This is a genomic window from Microcoleus sp. Pol11C3, from assembly GCF_036701485.1.
In the GTDB taxonomy this organism is placed as follows: Bacteria; Cyanobacteriota; Cyanobacteriia; order Cyanobacteriales; family Microcoleaceae; genus Microcoleus.
On the sequence record NZ_JAUBQW010000008.1, the window covers coordinates 17,504 to 36,234 of the forward strand.

General features: G+C 45.8%; 13 protein-coding genes and 1 tRNA gene. 3 read left to right on the top strand and 11 right to left on the bottom strand.

Features of this window, described 5'->3' with window-relative positions:
• Nucleotides 1-204: 204 nt before the first annotated feature.
• From QUA40_RS03925 to QUA40_RS03955, 7 genes are all read right to left on the bottom strand, one after another.
• Complete coding sequence (locus QUA40_RS03925; protein WP_333121942.1) at nucleotides 205-1,668, bottom strand: methyl-accepting chemotaxis protein; 1,464 nt, start codon at nucleotides 1,666-1,668, stop codon at nucleotides 205-207.
• Between the two features lie 340 nt (nucleotides 1,669-2,008).
• Nucleotides 2,009-3,127: a chemotaxis protein CheW gene (locus tag QUA40_RS03930; RefSeq protein ID WP_333121943.1), complete on the bottom strand. Its 1,119-nt coding sequence runs from the start codon at nucleotides 3,125-3,127 to the stop codon at nucleotides 2,009-2,011.
• Nucleotides 3,128-3,245: 118 nt separating this feature from the next.
• The gene (locus QUA40_RS03935; RefSeq protein WP_333121945.1) at nucleotides 3,246-4,904 is read right to left on the bottom strand and encodes a CheR family methyltransferase; all 1,659 of its coding nucleotides are present in this window, start codon (nucleotides 4,902-4,904) and stop codon (nucleotides 3,246-3,248) included.
• A gap of 330 nt (nucleotides 4,905-5,234) precedes the next feature.
• On the bottom strand, nucleotides 5,235-7,004 hold the full coding sequence (locus tag QUA40_RS03940) for a R3H domain-containing nucleic acid-binding protein (RefSeq protein ID WP_333122014.1): 1,770 nt from the start codon (nucleotides 7,002-7,004) through the stop codon (nucleotides 5,235-5,237).
• A gap of 131 nt (nucleotides 7,005-7,135) precedes the next feature.
• Nucleotides 7,136-8,287 carry a circadian clock protein LdpA gene (gene ldpA / locus QUA40_RS03945; protein ID WP_333121947.1) on the bottom strand — a complete coding sequence of 384 codons (1,152 nt, stop codon included), beginning with the start codon at nucleotides 8,285-8,287 and terminating at the stop codon, nucleotides 7,136-7,138.
• 425 nt (nucleotides 8,288-8,712) lie between these two features.
• The gene (locus tag QUA40_RS03950) at nucleotides 8,713-10,035 is read right to left on the bottom strand and encodes a four-carbon acid sugar kinase family protein (protein WP_333121949.1); all 1,323 of its coding nucleotides are present in this window, start codon (nucleotides 10,033-10,035) and stop codon (nucleotides 8,713-8,715) included.
• Nucleotides 10,036-10,227: 192 nt separating this feature from the next.
• A complete protein-coding gene (locus tag QUA40_RS03955; RefSeq protein ID WP_333121950.1) occupies nucleotides 10,228-10,896 on the bottom strand; it encodes a hypothetical protein in 669 nt (222 codons plus the stop codon).
• 96 nt (nucleotides 10,897-10,992) lie between these two features.
• On the opposite strand from QUA40_RS03955, the gene QUA40_RS03960 reads away from it, so the two are divergent.
• Nucleotides 10,993-12,162, top strand: a complete 1,170-nt coding sequence (locus QUA40_RS03960) for an IscS subfamily cysteine desulfurase (protein WP_333121952.1) — start codon at nucleotides 10,993-10,995, stop codon at nucleotides 12,160-12,162.
• Between the two features lie 257 nt (nucleotides 12,163-12,419).
• Here QUA40_RS03960 and QUA40_RS03965 read toward each other — a convergent pair whose 3' ends face one another.
• Complete coding sequence (locus QUA40_RS03965; RefSeq protein WP_445301119.1) at nucleotides 12,420-13,442, bottom strand: glycosyltransferase family 2 protein; 1,023 nt, start codon at nucleotides 13,440-13,442, stop codon at nucleotides 12,420-12,422.
• A 55-nt stretch (nucleotides 13,443-13,497) separates the two neighbouring features.
• Nucleotides 13,498-14,226 carry a C40 family peptidase gene (locus tag QUA40_RS03970; RefSeq protein ID WP_333121955.1) on the bottom strand — a complete coding sequence of 243 codons (729 nt, stop codon included), beginning with the start codon at nucleotides 14,224-14,226 and terminating at the stop codon, nucleotides 13,498-13,500.
• A gap of 95 nt (nucleotides 14,227-14,321) precedes the next feature.
• On the opposite strand from QUA40_RS03970, the gene QUA40_RS03975 reads away from it, so the two are divergent.
• Nucleotides 14,322-15,260 carry a serine hydrolase gene (locus tag QUA40_RS03975; protein WP_333121957.1) on the top strand — a complete coding sequence of 313 codons (939 nt, stop codon included), beginning with the start codon at nucleotides 14,322-14,324 and terminating at the stop codon, nucleotides 15,258-15,260.
• A 219-nt stretch (nucleotides 15,261-15,479) separates the two neighbouring features.
• Nucleotides 15,480-17,243 carry a macro domain-containing protein gene (locus QUA40_RS03980; RefSeq protein ID WP_333121959.1) on the top strand — a complete coding sequence of 588 codons (1,764 nt, stop codon included), beginning with the start codon at nucleotides 15,480-15,482 and terminating at the stop codon, nucleotides 17,241-17,243.
• Nucleotides 17,244-17,361: 118 nt separating this feature from the next.
• On the opposite strand, the gene QUA40_RS03985 is transcribed toward QUA40_RS03980, so the two are convergent.
• Both QUA40_RS03985 and QUA40_RS03990 read right to left on the bottom strand, forming a co-directional pair.
• Nucleotides 17,362-17,450: transfer RNA gene (locus QUA40_RS03985), tRNA-Ser, on the bottom strand.
• A gap of 97 nt (nucleotides 17,451-17,547) precedes the next feature.
• On the bottom strand, nucleotides 17,548-18,687 hold the full coding sequence (locus QUA40_RS03990) for a patatin-like phospholipase family protein (RefSeq protein ID WP_333121960.1): 1,140 nt from the start codon (nucleotides 18,685-18,687) through the stop codon (nucleotides 17,548-17,550).
• Nucleotides 18,688-18,731 lie beyond the last annotated feature (44 nt).

The window sequence follows — 18,731 nt, forward strand, 5'->3', positions numbered from 1 at the left end:
GCGATCGCGCAAACAATCGCTTTAATTCTTTAATATAAATTTTTATTTTATTTGATCGTAACTGATCGCTCATACCATTTTAGATTTTAAATTTTAGATTTTAGATTAAAAAATTCAAAAGTTGGGAATCACTCATTAGTATCTGGCTTGGGAGCTTGCCTACCGTTGCATTATTTTTCAAGACGATCAGAACCGATCGCACTTCTAAACAATTGCTTTTAAATCTAAAGCAGCTTCATTCAATTTTTGAGTACCGACTTTAGTTTGAGTGATACCGCAAGCCGTTTGTGCCGCTGCTTGGTTGAGAGAGTTCATAGCTTCCACCACTTGTTCGATCGCGATCGCTTGCTGTTTGGCATTCAGCGAAACTTGCTGAGAACTCACAACCACGTTGTTAATTGCATTAGCCACTCCGGCAAATGCCGCAGTGGTTTCTAATGCAATCTTCACCCCAGCTTCCACAGTTTTAGTACCTTCATCTGTCACCATTACCGTTGAATTAATCGCTTTCTGAATATCAGTAACTAACAGATTAATTTGCGTGGCAGATTTTTTACTGCGATCGGCAAGTTTGCGAATTTCTGATGCCACAACGCCGAAACCCTTGCCGTGTTGACCCGCCCGCACTGCTTCCACCGCAGCATTTAGCGCTAACATATTAGTTTGATTTGCCAAATCGCTAACTACAGTTGAGATATTACCAATGCGATTGGTTTGCTCGCTCAACTGCATAATTTGCCCTTGCATATCCTGCACTTTAGTTTTCAGGGTTGCCATTGCTTTTAAAGTTTCTTCGACAGCTTTTGTACCTGCGCCCGCTAAAGTTAAAGCTTGCATTGCTTGAGATGCAGCAGTTTCTATCTGCTGTGAAGTCGCCCTAGAAGATGCGCCCAATTCGTCCATCGTCGTAGTAGTTTGATTGACTGAAGCTGCTTGCTGTGTTGCCATGCGTTCCTGTTCTTCAACTGTTGCTGCAATCTCAGTGGAAGAACTCGCGATAGAACTAATGGCGCGATCGATAGTTGCCACAATTCCTGACGAAATCAGCCAAGCTATACCCGCACCAAACAGCACTAACAGCAACGAACCAACCAGCAGCGTCGATACCAAAAAGCTTAAAGCTTGCTTCGTCAGTTGCGTTTTTTGCTTAACCAAACTTAATTCGGTTTCCCGAAATTCCAGGTTCACTTTCAAAAATTCATTCACTACATTTTTGTACTTTTGTGTATTAAATACAGCGATGGCTTTCGCTGTCTGATTTTGCAGCACTAAGCGAATAATGTCTTTGTTACAACCATCATAATATTGCTTGACTAGCTCTCGCATCCTCTGCAAACGAATTCTCTGTTCGGGATCTTTAACGGTCGGCGCTACATTATCCGCCGACTGCTGAGCTAACTCTGCACCTGTGTGAAAATCCGTTAAAGAATCATTACTTTTATTAATTAAATACCCACGTAGCCCCCGTATCATTTGCTCGGCACCTAGGGATATATTAGTTGTTTCTCCGAGTACGTGCTGTACCCTTTCCGTTTCTTGGAAAGTTTTCAACACCTGATTTGTAGTAAAGATAACTACTAGGGGAAACCCTAAGTATATAGCTGCTGGCCCTAGATATCCGAGCAGCATCTTGTTTCTAATGTTTAAATTGTTAAGTTTAGCAAACATCTTTTTTTTCTCCATTTAAGATAGCATTTCCCTTAGTAATGTTATGAGGCTGCGATAGTGGCTAGGAGTCCCGTGCTGGCAATTGAAATAATCTGGCAACTTCTGGGATAAATGCCGTACAGGGACAAGATAAAATAGTATCATAGCAAATTTTGTTCTAACCTGTTGCAGCATTCAGATTTTATTTTTAGGGCGACATCGAAGCCTACCCACAAAAGTTTAAATCTAAATAAGTGTACAAATAGATGCGCGCCAGCTTATTACTATCTTTTCTTTGGTTTCCGGTGGGGCGGACTTGTTCGTGGAGGCGCGACCCGATTCCCGGCTAAAATATCTTTTTTCAAACCTCCTCATCAACAACAATTCCCCCTTTTGTCAGCAATTTTTGCAAGTTGAGAACAGCGATAATTTTTTCTTCGTAAAAAGTGGTACCCTGCAGATATTCGCGGTTTGCCAAATTTATTGCAGCAGGAATAGCTGCAAGCTCTGCCCCATTCAAATATATAATATTTAAGATTTCGTCAACAACTATACCTGCCACCACATCTTCAATTTCAACAACGATCGCCTTAGATAAAGATTTTGTATCCGCCGACATATTTAAAACATTCCGAATATCTACTAGCGTCAGAATCTCGCCGCGCAAATTCATATTTCCAATAATGCGATCGGGAGTGCAAGGAACCGGAGTTACTTGGCGAATGTCAGTAAATTCGCGCACTACCTCTAGATTAATACCAAAGTATTCGCCGTTCAAAACAACGAGGGCCAGCGACATATTAATTGCAGCAGAATTTTCGCGATCGCCCAATAGCCTCAAATTGTCAGCTCGCGCTCTAAAAATTGCCTTTTCTTCCGGCGTAGCATTCGGGCAAAAAACGTGAGGCTGGCTCAAAACTTTAGCATCTTCCGCTAACAATTTTGGATCTCTTTCTAACGGCAAATTTTTGCCATCTACCTTGCCTGCGGCAGCCCAAGAGCCTGCACCGCTTGCAGAAACTGGCATTTGGGCCTCTGTTTTTTCGGGAGAATATCGAATTAAACGATCGAGATTGAGCAGCATGGTAATATCGGCTTCACAGCGGGCAAATCCAGCTACAAAACGATGCGACGCCCCTGCCTTTTCTCCCCCGTAAGATAGCTGCGGAGTTATCGCGTTTTCGGGGATATGCTTGACTTCGCTAACTTCATTGACAATGATAGCAACTCGAAATTCTTGCCATTCTATGACGATCACGCTATTTGTCAAACAATATTCTTGCCAGAGATATCCCAAACGGAGATTCAGATCCATCACGGGCAGAATTTCGCCCCTGAGATCGATCGCCCCTACAATATCTTGAGGCGCTTCGGCGATGCGTGTCAGCTCCGGCAGAAAGAAAATTTCCCGAACGCAGCCGACTTCTACACCGTAGAGCAAACCGTTCTGTTTAAATATAAGATACGGCTTAGTTTCCATATTTACTTTGACACTTTATTTACTAGGACTTGCGAAAAAAAACCGGTTTCTACGATCGTATTGGGTTAGGCAGCGAGGCATCTACAAATAAACCAGGTTTTTAGGTTCTCCCAGCGCATTAGTTTTGTTGGCTGTACAATTTTACCAATTTTTTTTTCACATCCATCAATACTTGACTCGCTGTCATTTTTCCCTCCTGCTCGATCAGAGTATTGGGCGGTAGTTTTTGGAGAAGCTCGCAAGATGAGTTGTACATTTTAATAGCTATATGTAGCTTACCTTCTTTATTGTATATATTCCCTAGTTCTAGATAAGCTAAAACAAAATATGGGCAAAGATAAATAGTTTTTTTCAAGAATAATTTAGCTTTTTCCAAATCGCCCTGTTCTTCAGCAATGTGAGCTTGCAAATAATAAGGAAATACTGACATAGCATCTGCTTTGCTAGCTCGGTTGCAGTGTTCGATCGCCTGAGAATACTTACCTAAATTTGCATAAATCCTCGCCAACAAATAATCAGCATCAAAAGTCTGAGTTTGGAGGGATAACGCCTGTTTTGCCTTGTCAATCGCCTCAGTATAATCTTTATTCTTCAAGCAGTCTTTGGCTTCTAAAATTAGCATTAAATAAGTTTTTTGAATTTTCTTTTCTACAATAGGATATAAAAATGCCCCATCCTTACCCGCCAAATCTCTCTCCACATAGGGAGTTCCCAGCGTATTTACCAACCCAGTATCTGCTGTTAACAGCGACCCGATATCCGCAAGCTTGCCGTTAGCAAAACTAGCTAGCAGGGTTAGTCTCGGTAGCAACTGACCGCTGTCGTCCTCAACTTTCCCTGCCTTTCCCGATTCCCCAAACGCCGATTTTGCCTTGAATGGTGATGCAATCAAAGGCTCTATTTTACCTAGTTCCTCCCCTAGGACATTCTTGGCTTGATAAACAACCGACTGCAGGAAAACTTTTGGTTGAAAATCGTCCATCACGTGATTGTGAACTTCAGCGTGACCAGTCATTAAATATCCTCCATGTCTCAGCGTCTTGGCAAACTTTTTCAATACCTGTGAAATATATTTATCTTCAAAATAAACAAAAACATTTCTGCACAGTATCAAATCCATGTTATTAATATCTGTGTGAATATTAGGAAAATTCTCGGTCACTAAATTTACACAGCTAAAGCTAACTACTTGGCACAAATTCCTGTCGATTTTCCAATCGATTTTCCGCCTCTCGAAATACTGCCTTTGCAGTTCCGGGTCAATCAAGCGAAACGACCAAAGGCTATAAATTCCTCGCTGCGCTTTTTCTATTACTTCTTGATTGATATCACTACCTAAAACTAAAATTTTCCATTTTTTCCAATCAGGAATTAGCTGTTTTAAAATAATAGCTAAAGAATAAGGTTCTTCACCAGTTGAGCAGCCAGCACTCCAGATTCGCAGCGTTGGCTTAATTCCCAATGTCTCGTACAATTTTAATTTGTGAGCAATTAATTCCGGGAGAATAACTTTTTCCAGTAGAGAAAACTGTCCTTTGTCCCGCATGAAATAACTTTCGTTGGTCGTCAACAGCAACGATAGTTCTCGCCATTCGCTTTGGCTTTTCAGACTCGGATCGGCTAAGATTTGATAATACTTCTCGGGAAAGGGTATTTTTACAGCTTTCATCCGAGTTAAAAGTTTTTGACATAAACCAGCTCTATCTTGCGGGCGAATTTGTAAACCCATGTGAGCCGCAATTAATTGAATAAATAGGTTAATTTGTGCATCATTCATATCAACCCTGCTAAATTTGTTTAGGTAGAATCTGCTATTATCGGGAATTGGTAATGGGGGAGGGGCTAGGCATTTGAGCCGATCGCACTCACCAAAAAGATACCTACGCAAATAATATCATGTCCGGTCGATCGACCCCACGATTCGGGTCGGGGCAAGTTGACGCTTAGCTACTGCCCCTTTTACAGATCAGGCGTAAATCCCCCCCACAAAAATTATCGTGAATTTAGCGGGCATGATATCAAAGGCAAAAGGTAGAAAACAGAAGCCAGGAAAAAATTCGGCCGTTTGCCTTCTACCTTCTGCCTTCAAAAGCATCTATCTCCAACTTTAAGCTGGAAAAATCCGCAGGCGGCGATTGGGTTCTTCCCCAAAAGAGTGGGATTTGAGGTGATAGTGTTCCACCAGTTCGTGCTGCATTTTACGGACGTTGGGAGAACGGGGCAGGAGTTCCACCGGCTGTCCCTTGGGAATGACAATTTGCTCGACAGCCAAGCGGGTTTCTTCGAGGGCTTCGAGCTCGTCAGAAGAACCGCTGCGGGCGAATAAGGCGAGGTCTGCCACTTCCGGGGTACCTGGGTCATCCATGTCCAACAGGCGCCGCAAAGCTCTCGCTACGTGGGGAATAGTGCCGGCCTTGATTGTGTGCAGGGGAACTTGGCGAGTTTTGGCCAAGTGCCTTAATTTTGACTGGTTCCGCACGTTCGATCGCAAAGCCAAAACCACGTCAGCACTTTCAATATCCTTCGTCAACTGCACCGGCAGATTCAGCGTCGAAATCACCTGTTCGAGCTGGTGGCGAGCTATGCCATAAGGATAAACGTGGAGGGGTAAATCTTCGCCGTTAGGGCCGACGTTTTGGGAATAACGTCCGCGCTGCTGGGGTACTGGTTCGATCGACAGGGATTCTTCGAGCAGTTGCTCGAAATACCGAGTCTCAGCCACCGGCGCGCTCTTAGCAGCGAAGTTCTCGCTGGGAGCGGGCATCGGCACCATTTTGCCAGCACTCCGCCACCCAGAGATCGGTGTGACGGGGCGGATTGGCGATACAGCAGCCGGGCCGCTGGAAGCTGCCATCCCCGGAAACCGGGCGGGGGGAGCGGCCGACTCGCGCTCGATAATTACTTCTCCACTGTCGCTGACACTTCTGATTTGCTGGTTGGGTTCGCGTCCCCGCAGCAGAGTGTCGATCGAATCTGCAACTCGCTCGTGTATTACCCAGCGCTGGCGTTCCAGCATTTCGACGGCAATTTCAAAAGTTGGCGGTGCTTTGCGCTCCAAAACCGTTTTTTGAGAACCGCGGCGTCTCGCCTCGTCATCTCCCAGCGTCACCGCTTGGATGCCCCCAATTAAATCTGCCAGAGTCGGGTTTTTCATCAAGTTTTCGATCCGGTTCCCGTGGGCGGTACCGACCAACTGCACGCCCCTTTCCGCGATCGTCCGAGCCGCCAAAGCTTCGAGCTCCGTGCCGATTTCGTCAATCACGATCACTTGCGGCATATGGTTTTCCACTGCTTCGATCATGACTTGGTGCTGGAGTTCGGGACGGGAAACTTGCATTCTGCGAGCTCTGCCGATCGCTGGGTGGGGAATATCTCCATCTCCGGCAATTTCGTTGGAGGTGTCGATGATTACCACCCGTTTTTCCAAGTCATCGGCGAGCACGCGGGCAATTTCCCGCAGGGCCGTGGTTTTGCCAACCCCGGGGCGGCCGAGCATCAAAATTGACTGACCGGTTTCCACCAAATCGCGGATTATGCCGATCGTCCCGAACACAGCGCGGCCCACCCTCAAAGTCAAGCCGATAATCTCGCCGCTGCGGTTGCGAAGGGCGCTAATTCGGTGCAGGGTTTGCTCGATACCGGCTCGATTGTCGCCGCCGAAGTGGCCGACTCGCTCGATGCAATATTTGAGGTGTGCCTTGGAAACCGGCGTTTGGGAAAGAGGTTCGGCCAAGGATGGAAAACGAGCTTCAGGTTGGCGGCCCAAATCCATGACAATCTCAATGAGATTGTTGCGCTGCGGGTGCTGCTCTAAGGGCTGCCGGATCTCATCTGGCACGATGTCTAATAATCTGTTGAGGTCGTCTGTAATCTGCATTCGCCTCGATGTGTTCGGTGACGTTTTCAACTTTTTAGTCATTAGTCATTAGTCATTAGTCATTAGTCATTAGTCATTAGTACCAATGCCCAATTCCCAATTCCCAATTCCCAATTCCCAATTCCCAATGACTAAAATTCTTTGAGCTGGGAAACTAGAGAACGAGCTAAACTCACGGCCTCCCAAAGAAGTTCTGGGACGGCTTCGAGCTGAGTCAACCGAGGTGTTTGAGCTTCGGTTGCGCTGCAAGCGGCTGCAACCGGAACGGCATAGGCTCGATCGGTCTGCATTGTTTCTAATTGTTCTAAAATTGGCGATAGCAAAACCCTGGCATAGCTGCCGTAAGCTATACCTGCAATGTGTGGGGTATCAGGAATGGACAAATTTTTCCGATCCTCCCTCATCAGTCCCTCGGCTCTGAGCTTGCTGACAGTGTGAGCATTAGTGCCGCCTGCAAGTTGCACGTATCCCGGCAACTGGGCAGCCAAAACTTTTTGACCGAGTTTGACCGCGGCTCTAGTAGTTCCTGTTCCGATATCTCCGCTCATTGGCCTACCGTCCGTTTGCCAAATTAGGGGACAAGGAAGAGGGGAAATTATTTGATAGAGTGTCCGCAAATAATCAATCAAACCGTCTCCATCGGGGCAACTAATTGCTATTACCTTGAGTTGAGCGACCCAGGGAGCTATGCTCGACCAAAGTCGCGCAAAATCTGCCTCTCTGCCTACTTGCGTGTGGATTTCTAGGGCGTCGGCACCGGATTGCAAGATTAAAGGTGCGATCGCGCTGGGAGCAGACACGTAAGAACGAGTATAAATCAGTTGGCTCGGACAAATCGGCAGACAGCGACCGCAGCCATAGCACTGCTGGTCTATCACCCCGGAAAAACCCCTGTCAGCACTCTGAAAAACTATTGCTTCGGCTGGACATATTTTTTCGCACGGCCGCCAGCAGTCCGCCGGACAATCGGCTGGGTTGAATTCGGCTTTGCGAAAATGCGGGTCTTCCCCATCGTTTAAACTCACCATCAGCAACGGCAACCCTTTGCCGCCAAACCTGCGGTTTTGAGTTCTTGCCTGTAATTCGCTGGCCACTTGTAGGGCTTCTTTCGCTGCGGCGACGGCGGCGGGATCTGCCGCGACATCGATACAGTCAGCGCCTGCTAGGGTGTAAGCCAAGGTGAGATTCCGTACAGAAGGCAGGTGTTGAAAGCTCGCCCCACAGATCAGCTTGAACCAATGGCCATCTTTTAATGAGTTTAGGGGATGATAATGTTCTGTCACCCTTATATGCTAATCCTTTCAGCTAAAAATTACGAGGTGGAAATTTCTACTTTATTTTAAAATTTAGGCGGGTACAAGCTGGAAACGCTACTGATAGCAGTAGCTCTGGTGCTATTGGCTCTATATGTAGAGTTCGGAGGTAACTATTTTTGAGAAATCTAATTTTTTTGAGAGTGACTAAGGATGAGGGGATTTTTAACTTTGGCGACCGCTTTGACTTACAGACAGACTCTCTATCATATCATACTTGGGTGGATTTGGCAAGGAAAAAGTAGACTTGAGATTTTTTTGAAGTTGCCGTCCTAGGGCAATTGCCATAAAGTTCGATCGAGCATTGAAACCCATCGACCAACCGCAGATGAACATTCTCCTCCCTAACTAGAAGCTAAATTCATCTGCGTTAATCGGCGATTCAACGATCTATACTACTTGCTCAGCCGCTTGTAAACAGTAGCCAAAGCATAACTATCCCCCACATTTCCCGGAAACAAAACTACTGGTAAATTGGGAAACAGAGGATGATCAGCTTCGGTTTTGACCACCGAACAACCGGCAATAATTTGACCGATTTGCCTGACACTTTTTAGCGACAAACCTGTACTCAAAACATCATTAGAAGTAATGCCGCCCTTGCTAATCAAAAACCCGATATCTGCAGGCAGTCCCCGCACGATATCCATCAATAAAGCAGAAACCGCCTCTCCAAATTTTAACCGGACTTCGGTATTTTCAAATTCGAGTTCCTTGCGGCTGGTATAAATTACAGGCGTTTTGCCATCTGCATTAGCAGTGCGGACTTTTTCGAGAATTTCATCGAGGATTTGGGTGCGATACTCGGGTGAATCTTCTAGCAAGTGAGATACATCTATTTCAATGCTAACTATATTGGGTTCTTTTAACAAGCGCTCCAATTGTTCCGTAGTTTTCTTAACGTGGGAACCAACTATTACTGCACCCGGTTTGCCATCCCTCACATATTTTGCCATTTCGTCGGCTGCTACTGGCTGCGGGCCGAGGTCAGCTAAGGATGTTAAAATACTCGCTGCGCTGCGGAATAAAAACTTTTTGCCTTGACTGACTGCATTGAGAATGTGTTTGGCAAATGTGTCTAAATCGCCTTGGCTTTGGCCGTCAACAACTGCACATTGGTTGTCTGTCATGTCCATGAGTCGATCTAAACTTCCGTAGCGAATATCGGCGAGTAAAATGCGATCGACTGCATCAGCGGGGATGCGACCTTTGGTTTTTTCTTCTACATAGTCTGGCAGGTAACTGTGACTGTACCCAAAGACTGAATCTTTGGCAAATTCGGTTTCGTGTACTGGTGTCGGGACACTGTTAACTATTAGGTAGTGCACGCTGTGGCGGGTAATTCTGCCTCCTTCAAAAAAGGCGGGAATTAGAAAATGGGCGTCGAAGGGGCCAAGTTCTTCGGCGATCGCGTCGGTTTCGATGGGATAGTGGCCGCGCAGGGTAGAATCGGAACGGCTAACTATTAGGAAGTCTTCGATTTTTTCGCTGGCGATCGCCCTTTTGAGATTTTGGCACACTTCGCGGGTGACGGAGGCTGCTTTTTCGGGAGTTAGCGATCGAGTATTTGTCAGTATGAAGAAAATCGGGCACTTGTCGCGCAGCCCCAAACGCAGGGTGTCTTCGTCCCAACGTGTCAGCAGCAAGCAACTGTGCACGGTTTGAGAACCAGTCGGATCGTCGTCGAGAACTATAATCTTGGGTTTAACAGAAGACATACTGACCTGGTTGTTAACGTCACCTTTCCAAGATATCCTTACCTGTTACGTAACAGGAAAAAATTTACAATAATTATGATATTTTTTTCACAATTCTCATAACTTATAATTTGGAGAATGTGTTTGAGTTAGATCTGTTCAGTAAGCTGCATATTGCTACTGGCTAAGAGGCGCACGCAGCCGTGCACGCTACTAAGTTTTGCCATTTTTAAAATTAGCAGCGTTTCGATCTTGCAACTTTTTCATTTCTGCTTGAACTCCCACCGCTACCTGCAAAGCTTCGTTGAGCAATCGTCCTTGTTCGCTGGCTCGATCACTAATTTGCAGAGCATTCAAATTTCTTAAGTTATTGGCAAACAATTCGGAGTTAGTAGCGACAAATTTTTTGTTTTCCCTGAGAATTCTTTCGGTTTTCAAAGCTCGAACTAAATCGTCTCTGATTAGCTGCAAGGCTTGAATGACTTTTGCGCGATCGCCGATTTTGACTTCCGCATTGCCAGCATCTTCTATCTTGTCATTAATTTCAATCGCTTTGATTATACCATTATAGCGATCCACATCATCAAAAAGATTGATTAAATGTTTGTTTTGGCGACTGCACCGAATTTTCCACGCATCCTCAAGGATTAAACCGGCGATCGCAACCAAGTGAAGGGCGAACCACAACAAATAAGCTCTAGGAAATATCGCAACCAGTAGCCAACAACTGATTAGAAGCAAAACAATTAAACCGACTGTTTTCAAAGCTTCGCGGGCAAACTTAGTCGCTGTCGGCGGCCGGTATACGCGATCGGGCCCCGCGCCGCTGAGGTGCTTGATCTCACCGACAGTAATTTCTAATCCCTGAATGTCAGGTCGCATAAATCTTCACAAATATTTGTTAATTATAAAGTTTTGTTGTAGAACTAGGGGCTCGTCTACAATAAACCTAACACTTTTTTCAACCAAAACTGCACTATGTCCGCACGTCCTATATACCTCGACAATCACGCCACAACCCCCGTAGACAAACGGGTACTTGATGCAATGCTGCCGTATTTCACCGAACAGTTCGGCAATGCAGCCAGCATCAACCACGTCTACGGCTGGGAAGCAGAAGCAGCGGTAAAACAGTCCCGGCAAATCATAGCAGAAGCGATCAATGCTTCCCCCGAAGAAATTGTTTTTACCAGCGGTGCCAGCGAAGCAAATAACTTAGCGATTAAAGGTGTCGCCGAAGCTTATTTCAGCAAAGGAAAGCACATTATTACAGTAAAAACCGAACACAATGCAATTCTTGACCCCTGTACCTATTTGCAAAAATTGGGGTTTGACATTACTGTTTTACCGGTTAAAAGCGACGGGCTGATTGATATAGGCGATTTGATCAAAGCGATTCGCGCAGAGACAATTTTAGTTTCAGTGATGACGGCTAACAACGAAATTGGTGTCATCCAGCCGATCGCAGAAATTGCGGCAATTTGTCGCGGAAATGACATTCTTTTTCACACAGATGCGGCACAGGCGATCGGCAAAATTCCCCTCGACGTAGAGGAGATGAATATCGATCTAATGTCCTTGACAGCCCACAAAATCTACGGGCCAAAAGGTATCGGTGCTCTCTACGTGCGCCGCAACAAACCGAGAGTGCAGCTAGCGCCACAAATGCACGGAGGAGGCCACGAACGGGGAATGCGATCGGGAACTCTCTACCCACCGCAAATAGTTGGGTTTGCCAAAGCCGTAGAATTAGCAATTGCCGAAATGGAGTCGGAAACAGAACGAGTGGTTAATTTGCGGCAGCGTTTGTGGGAAAATTTGAGTGAATTGGGGGATGTTTTTCTCAACGGTCATGCTACTAAGAGATTGCCGGGGAATCTCAATATTAGTGTAGCCGGGGTTGACGGTCAAGCGTTGATGTTGGGTTTGCAACCGGCAGCGGCAGTTTCTTCGGGATCTGCTTGCACTTCGGCGAAAATATCTCCATCTCATGTTTTAGCAGCGATCGGGCGATCGGACAAATTAGCTTATGCTTCAATTCGGTTTGGTATTGGCCGGTTCAATACCGAAGCAGAAATAGATGCAGTCTCCCAACACGCGATCGCAACTATTCAATCTCTCCGACAAGCACAAAAAGTTATGAGTTAGGATTTAGATCGCGATCGAATCCGGCTTAAATACCTCCTTATTTCTTAAGTCCTCGTCGGCGGACTTCGTGTGGGTAGACCTGGTTTCAACCGCCGACTTCCTTTAGACCTCTTGCATAAATTTTTGATTTATCTATCAACCGCAGATGTAAGGCAGATAAACACAGATAAACGCAGATAATTTCAAGAATAGCGAATGAATGCAAGAGGTCTTTTGTCTGTGTAGACCTGGTTTAAACCGCCGACTTCCTTTGACTCTTATTTAGAACCAAACACCTCCCGCACCCGATAAATCGGTTTTCCCTGCGACTCGTGATAAGTCCGCATCATCACTTCCGCCAGCAAACCAAAACAAAATAACTGCACGCCAGTTAACAGCAAAACCACAGCCAAAATCAGCAAAGGACGATTGCCAATACTTTGACCAAAAGCCAATTTCAGGAAAGTCAAATAAATCCCTAAAACCGTTCCCAACGTCATAGAACTCAGTCCCAAAAGTCCAAAAACGTGCATCGGTCGAGTCAGGAACTTTTTCATAAAAGAAATAGTTAACAAATCCATCAACACCCGAAAAGTCCGCCAAATGCCGTACTTACTTTGACCGAAACGGCGGGCGTGATGCCGTACCGGAAGTTCTGCAATTCTCGCCCCTTCAATAAACGCCAACGCTGGCAAAAAGCGGTGCAATTCCCCGTAGAGATTCAAGTCGGCTACCAACTCGGATTTATAAGCTTTCAAAGAACAGCCGTAGTCGTGCAAATTTACGCCTGTAACGCGACCAATTAACCAGTTCGCAATTTTAGAAGGAATCAACCGACTAATAGTATTATCCTGCCTATTTTTCCGCCAGCCGCTAACTAAATCGTAGCCTTCATCTAACTTTGCCAACAATAGCGGAATATCAGCCGGGTCATTTTGCAAGTCGCCGTCTAGCGTCACAATAGCACGGCCGCGAGAGCGATCAAAACCTGCCGACATGGCAGCAGTTTGCCCGTAATTGCGGCGCAAAATTACAGCACAAAGGTCATCACGACTGCTGGCTAATTGCTGGAGAAGTTCAGCAGAACCGTCCTTAGAACCGTCATCTACACAAATAATTTGATAGCTGAGTCCAGATGGTTGGATAGAAGAGGCGATCGCCTCAATCAAATGAGGTAAACTTTCCACCTCATTATACACCGGCACCACCACTGAAACGTCGAGAACAACCTCAGCGTCAGCCTGCTGTGCAGCCAATTTTTCCAAAAATAATGCAGCGTCCATTGCTTTGTTAGATAACATCAGTAATCATTAGTCATTGGTCATTACTCATTAGTCATTAGTTAACAGTCAACCGTCAACCGTCAACCGTCAACAAGTAACTAGGTTGATAACTTGCCACAACTTTACCATATCCCCGCAATTGCTGGTAATAAGCTTGGCTGACTCGATCGCCATCCTCCGACAAAACATCTATACCGATACCGTTGCGACCTTGTGCTTGTCCAGAACTGTGAATGTAGCGATTATCTCCGAGATATAATCCTACATGAGTTGCTTTTTCTGGCGTACCAAAAAACACTAAATTTCCCGGTTCTAAAGCACTGAGATTAATAGGTTTAGTAAAACCTTCCTGCTGATAAGCATCCCTCGGCAACCAGATGTCCGCAGCCACAAAAGCAGCTTGCATCAATCCCGAACAATCATAATTGGGGCCCACTGTACCGCCCCAAAGATAATAATTGGATTGGTTCATAGCCTCACGAGCAAAAGTAATTGCAAGTGGCAATTTTTCCCTAACTTCTGCCTCAGAAAGCACCAGAGGATGATACAATGTTTCTGCCACATCAAGCAATTCGACATCTCGAATATCCAGCCATCCCGGATAATCATCTTCGCACAGCCGCACCATCACAGCGTTTGTATCCAAGTTTACATCGCTCTGTCTTACGGACTGTTCGACGACGCGCAAATGTCGCCCCAGAGCTGCTTGAGTGGCCAATCGATCGCACTTTGGGGAATCGTAAATATTTATGTGCGATCGCGCCCGGTACTCCACAAGATCAGATAATTTATAATTGGCCATTGCTAATTGCTCATTGTTTGCTGTTAATTGTTCGCATTTAACGAGAGATTGCCATTAGCTGCTAGCCGTTAACCGTTAACCGTCAGCCATTAACCATGACATTTTTCCACAAAGACGAACAATTAGAAAATCTCGGCATTAGCATTATAGACTCCGCATTGTCAGAATTTACAGGATTAAGTGGCGATCGTACAGCCATTACCTGGATAGTCTACGATCCGCCGGTGCGAGTCAATACAGGCGGCGCCCTGAGTGCAGAAGAATTTTGGAAATATGAACCGCGAGGTTTTAGCGCCAGAGCTTCCGAACGAATTTATCCAGCCAGCATCGTCAAATTATTCTACCTCGTTGCCATCTGGGAATGGGCCCAAAAAGGCATGATTAAAATATCGCCAGAATTAGAACGCGCCGTCCGAGATATGATAGTTGATTCTAGCAACGACGCCACCGGTTTAGTAGTAGACGCCCTCACCGGCACTACTAGCGGCCCAGAATTATCACCAGGCCCCTTTGAAACTTGGAAACAGCAGCGAAACATCGTCAACCGTTACTTTCAATCATTGGATTGGCCGGAATTACAAAATATTAACGCCAATCAAAAAACTTGGTGTGACGGCCCCTACGGTCGCGAGCGAGCAGTTCTGGGAGAATTAATGGAAAATAGAAATATGCTGACCACAAATGCAACTGCGCGTTTGCTGCACAGTATAATCGGCGGCGTAGCTGTTTCTGCCAAAGCATCGCAAGAAATGATGGGTTTAATGAAACGCAGTTTAGACCCCGCAGAATTAAAAGCAGATCCTGAAAATCAAGTTACAGGTTTTTTAGGCGGCGGATTGCCAGAATCAGCAAAATTGTGGTCAAAAGCGGGACTGACAAGTCAAGTTCGTCACGATGCTGCTTATATTGAAGTACCGGGTTTGCGGCCGTATTTGTTGGTTGTATTTACAGAAGGGAAAGAGAATAGCAAGAATGAAGAAATTTTACCTTTTATCTCGCGGCAAGTTGTCGAAGCGATGAAAGCACTTAATTAAAATTTAACTTGTAAATTGACCCAACTTAAAATTTTTGTGGAGTCTGCTCTTATGCCAGCCCCAAATTAGGTGGTTAAAGATACAGCAGGGTGCAGGTTTATGGAGTACAGAGGCAGCAGTTTATAAAACACTTTCGTCGGTGCTTGGGATTATAAGTGTACTCAATTCACCTGCACCCTGCTGTATCCTTTAAATAGCGAGATATAAAAGAGGTCAAATATGGACATACAGCTTATCCCTCTACGTGCTGCCGTTTGTTCCGAACGCTCAACGACTCTAGATGTTTTAGTCAGAATTACGCCCCCAGCAACGGAAAAAACAATTGAGCGACCGCAGCTTAATTTAGGTTTAGTAATCGATCGCTCTGGTTCTATGGAGGGACAAAAAATTGAATACGCACGGCAAGCAGCTAGTTACGCAATCGAACAGTTGTTGCCAAGCGATCGCGTTAGTATCACGATTTATAATGACGAGGTAGAAACCTTAGTCCCTAGCACCCTGGCCACCCATAAATCGCACCTGAGCCAGCAAATTCAAACCATACATCCTCGCAACAGAACGGCACTGCACGCCGGATGGGTGCAAGGAGGAATTCAAGTTAGCCAACACCTCAATCCAGAACACTTAAATCGAGTCATTCTCTTATCAGATGGACTAGCCAATATAGGCGAAACCAATCCAGATGTAATTGCCTCCGATGTGAAGGGTTTAACTAAACGGGGTGTCAGCACTACCACAATGGGAATTGGTGATGATTACAACGAAGACTTGCTAGAAGCAATGGCGCGGAGTGGGGATGGCAATTATTATTACATTCAATCTCCCGAACAATTGCCAAGTATTTTTCAACAAGAATTACTGGGCTTAATGGCGACAGTTGGCACAAATGTCACCTTGGGAATTGAGCCACAAGCTGGAGTAGAAATGGTTGAGGTACTCAATCAGCTTGATGTCAACCAGAATGGTCGGTTTCGCTTACCTAATTTAGTCATTAGTAATCCAGTTGATGTAGTCGTGCGGCTGAAAGTGCCAGCTATGACAGAGGAAGTAGATTTATGTTATTTTCGCCTCAGTTGGAACGACCCCGAACAACCACAGGAGCAAAAAATCCGCGTTTCCTTGCGCTTACCCGTCGTCAGTGCTGCACAATTAGAGGAATTTCCCTTCAACTCTGAGGTACGACAGCAAGCGATTTTAATGATGACAGGACGCGCCAAAAAAGAAGCCGTCAGACTGGTAGATGGAGGGGATTACGATCGCGCCAGCCAACTATTGCAGCAGACAAAACAGCAGTTGCTCAATAATCCCGATCTGCCGATGAGTGCGCCAGAAGCGGAAGCACTCGCCGACTTGGAAGTACAACTTCAGGAGCGAGAGTATAACACATATCGCAAAATGTCCACTCAGCAAAGCTACAGCCGTAGTAGTCAGCGCAGTAGCGGTCATGTCAGCCTTTTATACGCTTATCGCAAAGGCCCTGTCTTGGGGAATATTACTGAAAATTTAGGAGTCGATGCGATCGTTAATTCCTGCGATCGCCAATTATCCAATTCTGGTGCCATATCCAGTGCGATTCACCAAGCTGCTGGGCCACAACTGCTGACAGAATGTCGCCGTTTAGGTGGTTGTGAGGAAGGAGATGCCAAAATTAGTCCTGGCTATAATTTACCAACGCCGTGGGTGATTCATACAGTTTGTCCACCTTGGCGCGGTGGCTCTCATGGAGAGGAACAGCTCTTAGCACAATGTTACCGGAGTTGTTTAAAATTAGCTGTACAGCATTCACTGCGGAGTATTGCTTTTCCAGCTATTGGAACGGGAGCAATGGGTTTTCCAGCCGATCGTGCAGCAGCAATTGCTTTTGCAGAAACCAGTCGCCTTCTTTCAACATCTAGTGCGATCGGGTCTATTCTTTTTGTTTGTTTCGATTCAGATACTCATCGTTGCTTCCAAAATGAATTCTTGAAAATTTCTGGTTTGTAATGGTTTTAGTAACAGGACGAAGGTAAAACGCGATCGCTTTAGAGCCCCGACTTCTTTAAGAAGTCGGGGCTCTGGGTCTTCTGTTTTTTTAGGTGGGCTTACTTAGAACAACTTAGAACGGAGAGGGAGGGATTTGAACCCTCGAAGGATGTTAACACCCTTAACAGATTAGCAATCTGCCGCTTTCGACCACTCAGCCACCTCTCCAAGATGACAGTAACTAACTATAGCACACACATCCTCTTCTTGCCAACCCCTAATTCAAAAATTCCTCAATCCCTTTCCCTGTCTAGCATCCGCGACCTCAACCGCCCGCCCCTTCCCCAAAGCCCCTAGCCTTCAAGTGCTTTTCCCAACTAAAATTAGAACTCAAAAAGAACCTCTTAGTATATAAATATCCCAAGCGGTACAGGTGAGCCTTGCGATCGGCATCGAGATTAAAGTCCGTCGTCGTCACCCCAGCTTCAGTCACATCAATATTAATCACCCTGCCCTTATCCATTTCCCGCTGGTGATAGCGGTCTCTTGCTTTCATCATCGTTCTGAACATCGCAGCCAGCATCGACAGCGGAGTATCAATCTTAACTTTATTCTCAATTCCAGTATCAACTAATCGAAACCCAAAGGTAAACCAGCGGGGCACAGCGGCAGTCGAACCGACGGATGGTTTGTCATAAATCCACAGGGGGAAATTGCTCAGAATTCCGCCATCTACAATTAAGTCATCGCCCAGTTTTCCTGGTTCAAAAAATAGCGGAATACTCATGGACAACCGAACGGCTTCAGCAACGCTAAAATCTTCAGCACTATTGAGGTGCAACTGTTCATACAAAGCATCGGAATCCGTCGAGTCGCGGCGGTGTAAGTCGTCGGGGATAACCAACATTTCACCGCGAGTGAGGTTAGATATTACTACTTTTAATTCCCGGTCTTTTACGATTTGTTTGACATCGGCAAAAGTTTGCAATTTACCTTGACTGAGCGTTGCTTCCAGCCACTGCCGGAACGGCTGCGACGAATATTCTCCCATCTGACGGCTAACTGTGAGGAAAAGTAGCGTCCAAGCAGGAGATTGCAAGTCGTCGGCGGGGTCGCCGTTTAAAATTAGAGGACTGTTTTTTTTAGTTAAAAATATGCTGTAATCTAGCTGTCCTAAAATTTCCTCTAAGTCATCTATTGACAAGTCGGTTGCCAATACTGCGGCAGTAATTGCACCTGCCGAAGTCCCGGCCAATTTTCGCCAGCGGATGCCCAAATCGCTACAGCACCTGAGTGCTCCTAAAAATGCAACTCCGCGCACGCCACCGCCTTCAAAAACCCCGTCGGCATAAATTTGATCGTTTTCGTCGGGAGGCGGAAATTTGCTGAGAATTGTTTGTTTCTCCGTTGCGGTCATTCTGACACCGGGTTCTTGCAAAATTTGCTGCGGATACCACTTACTCATGGGAAATACCTCGGATCGATTGGGGATTTTAGATTTTAGATTGA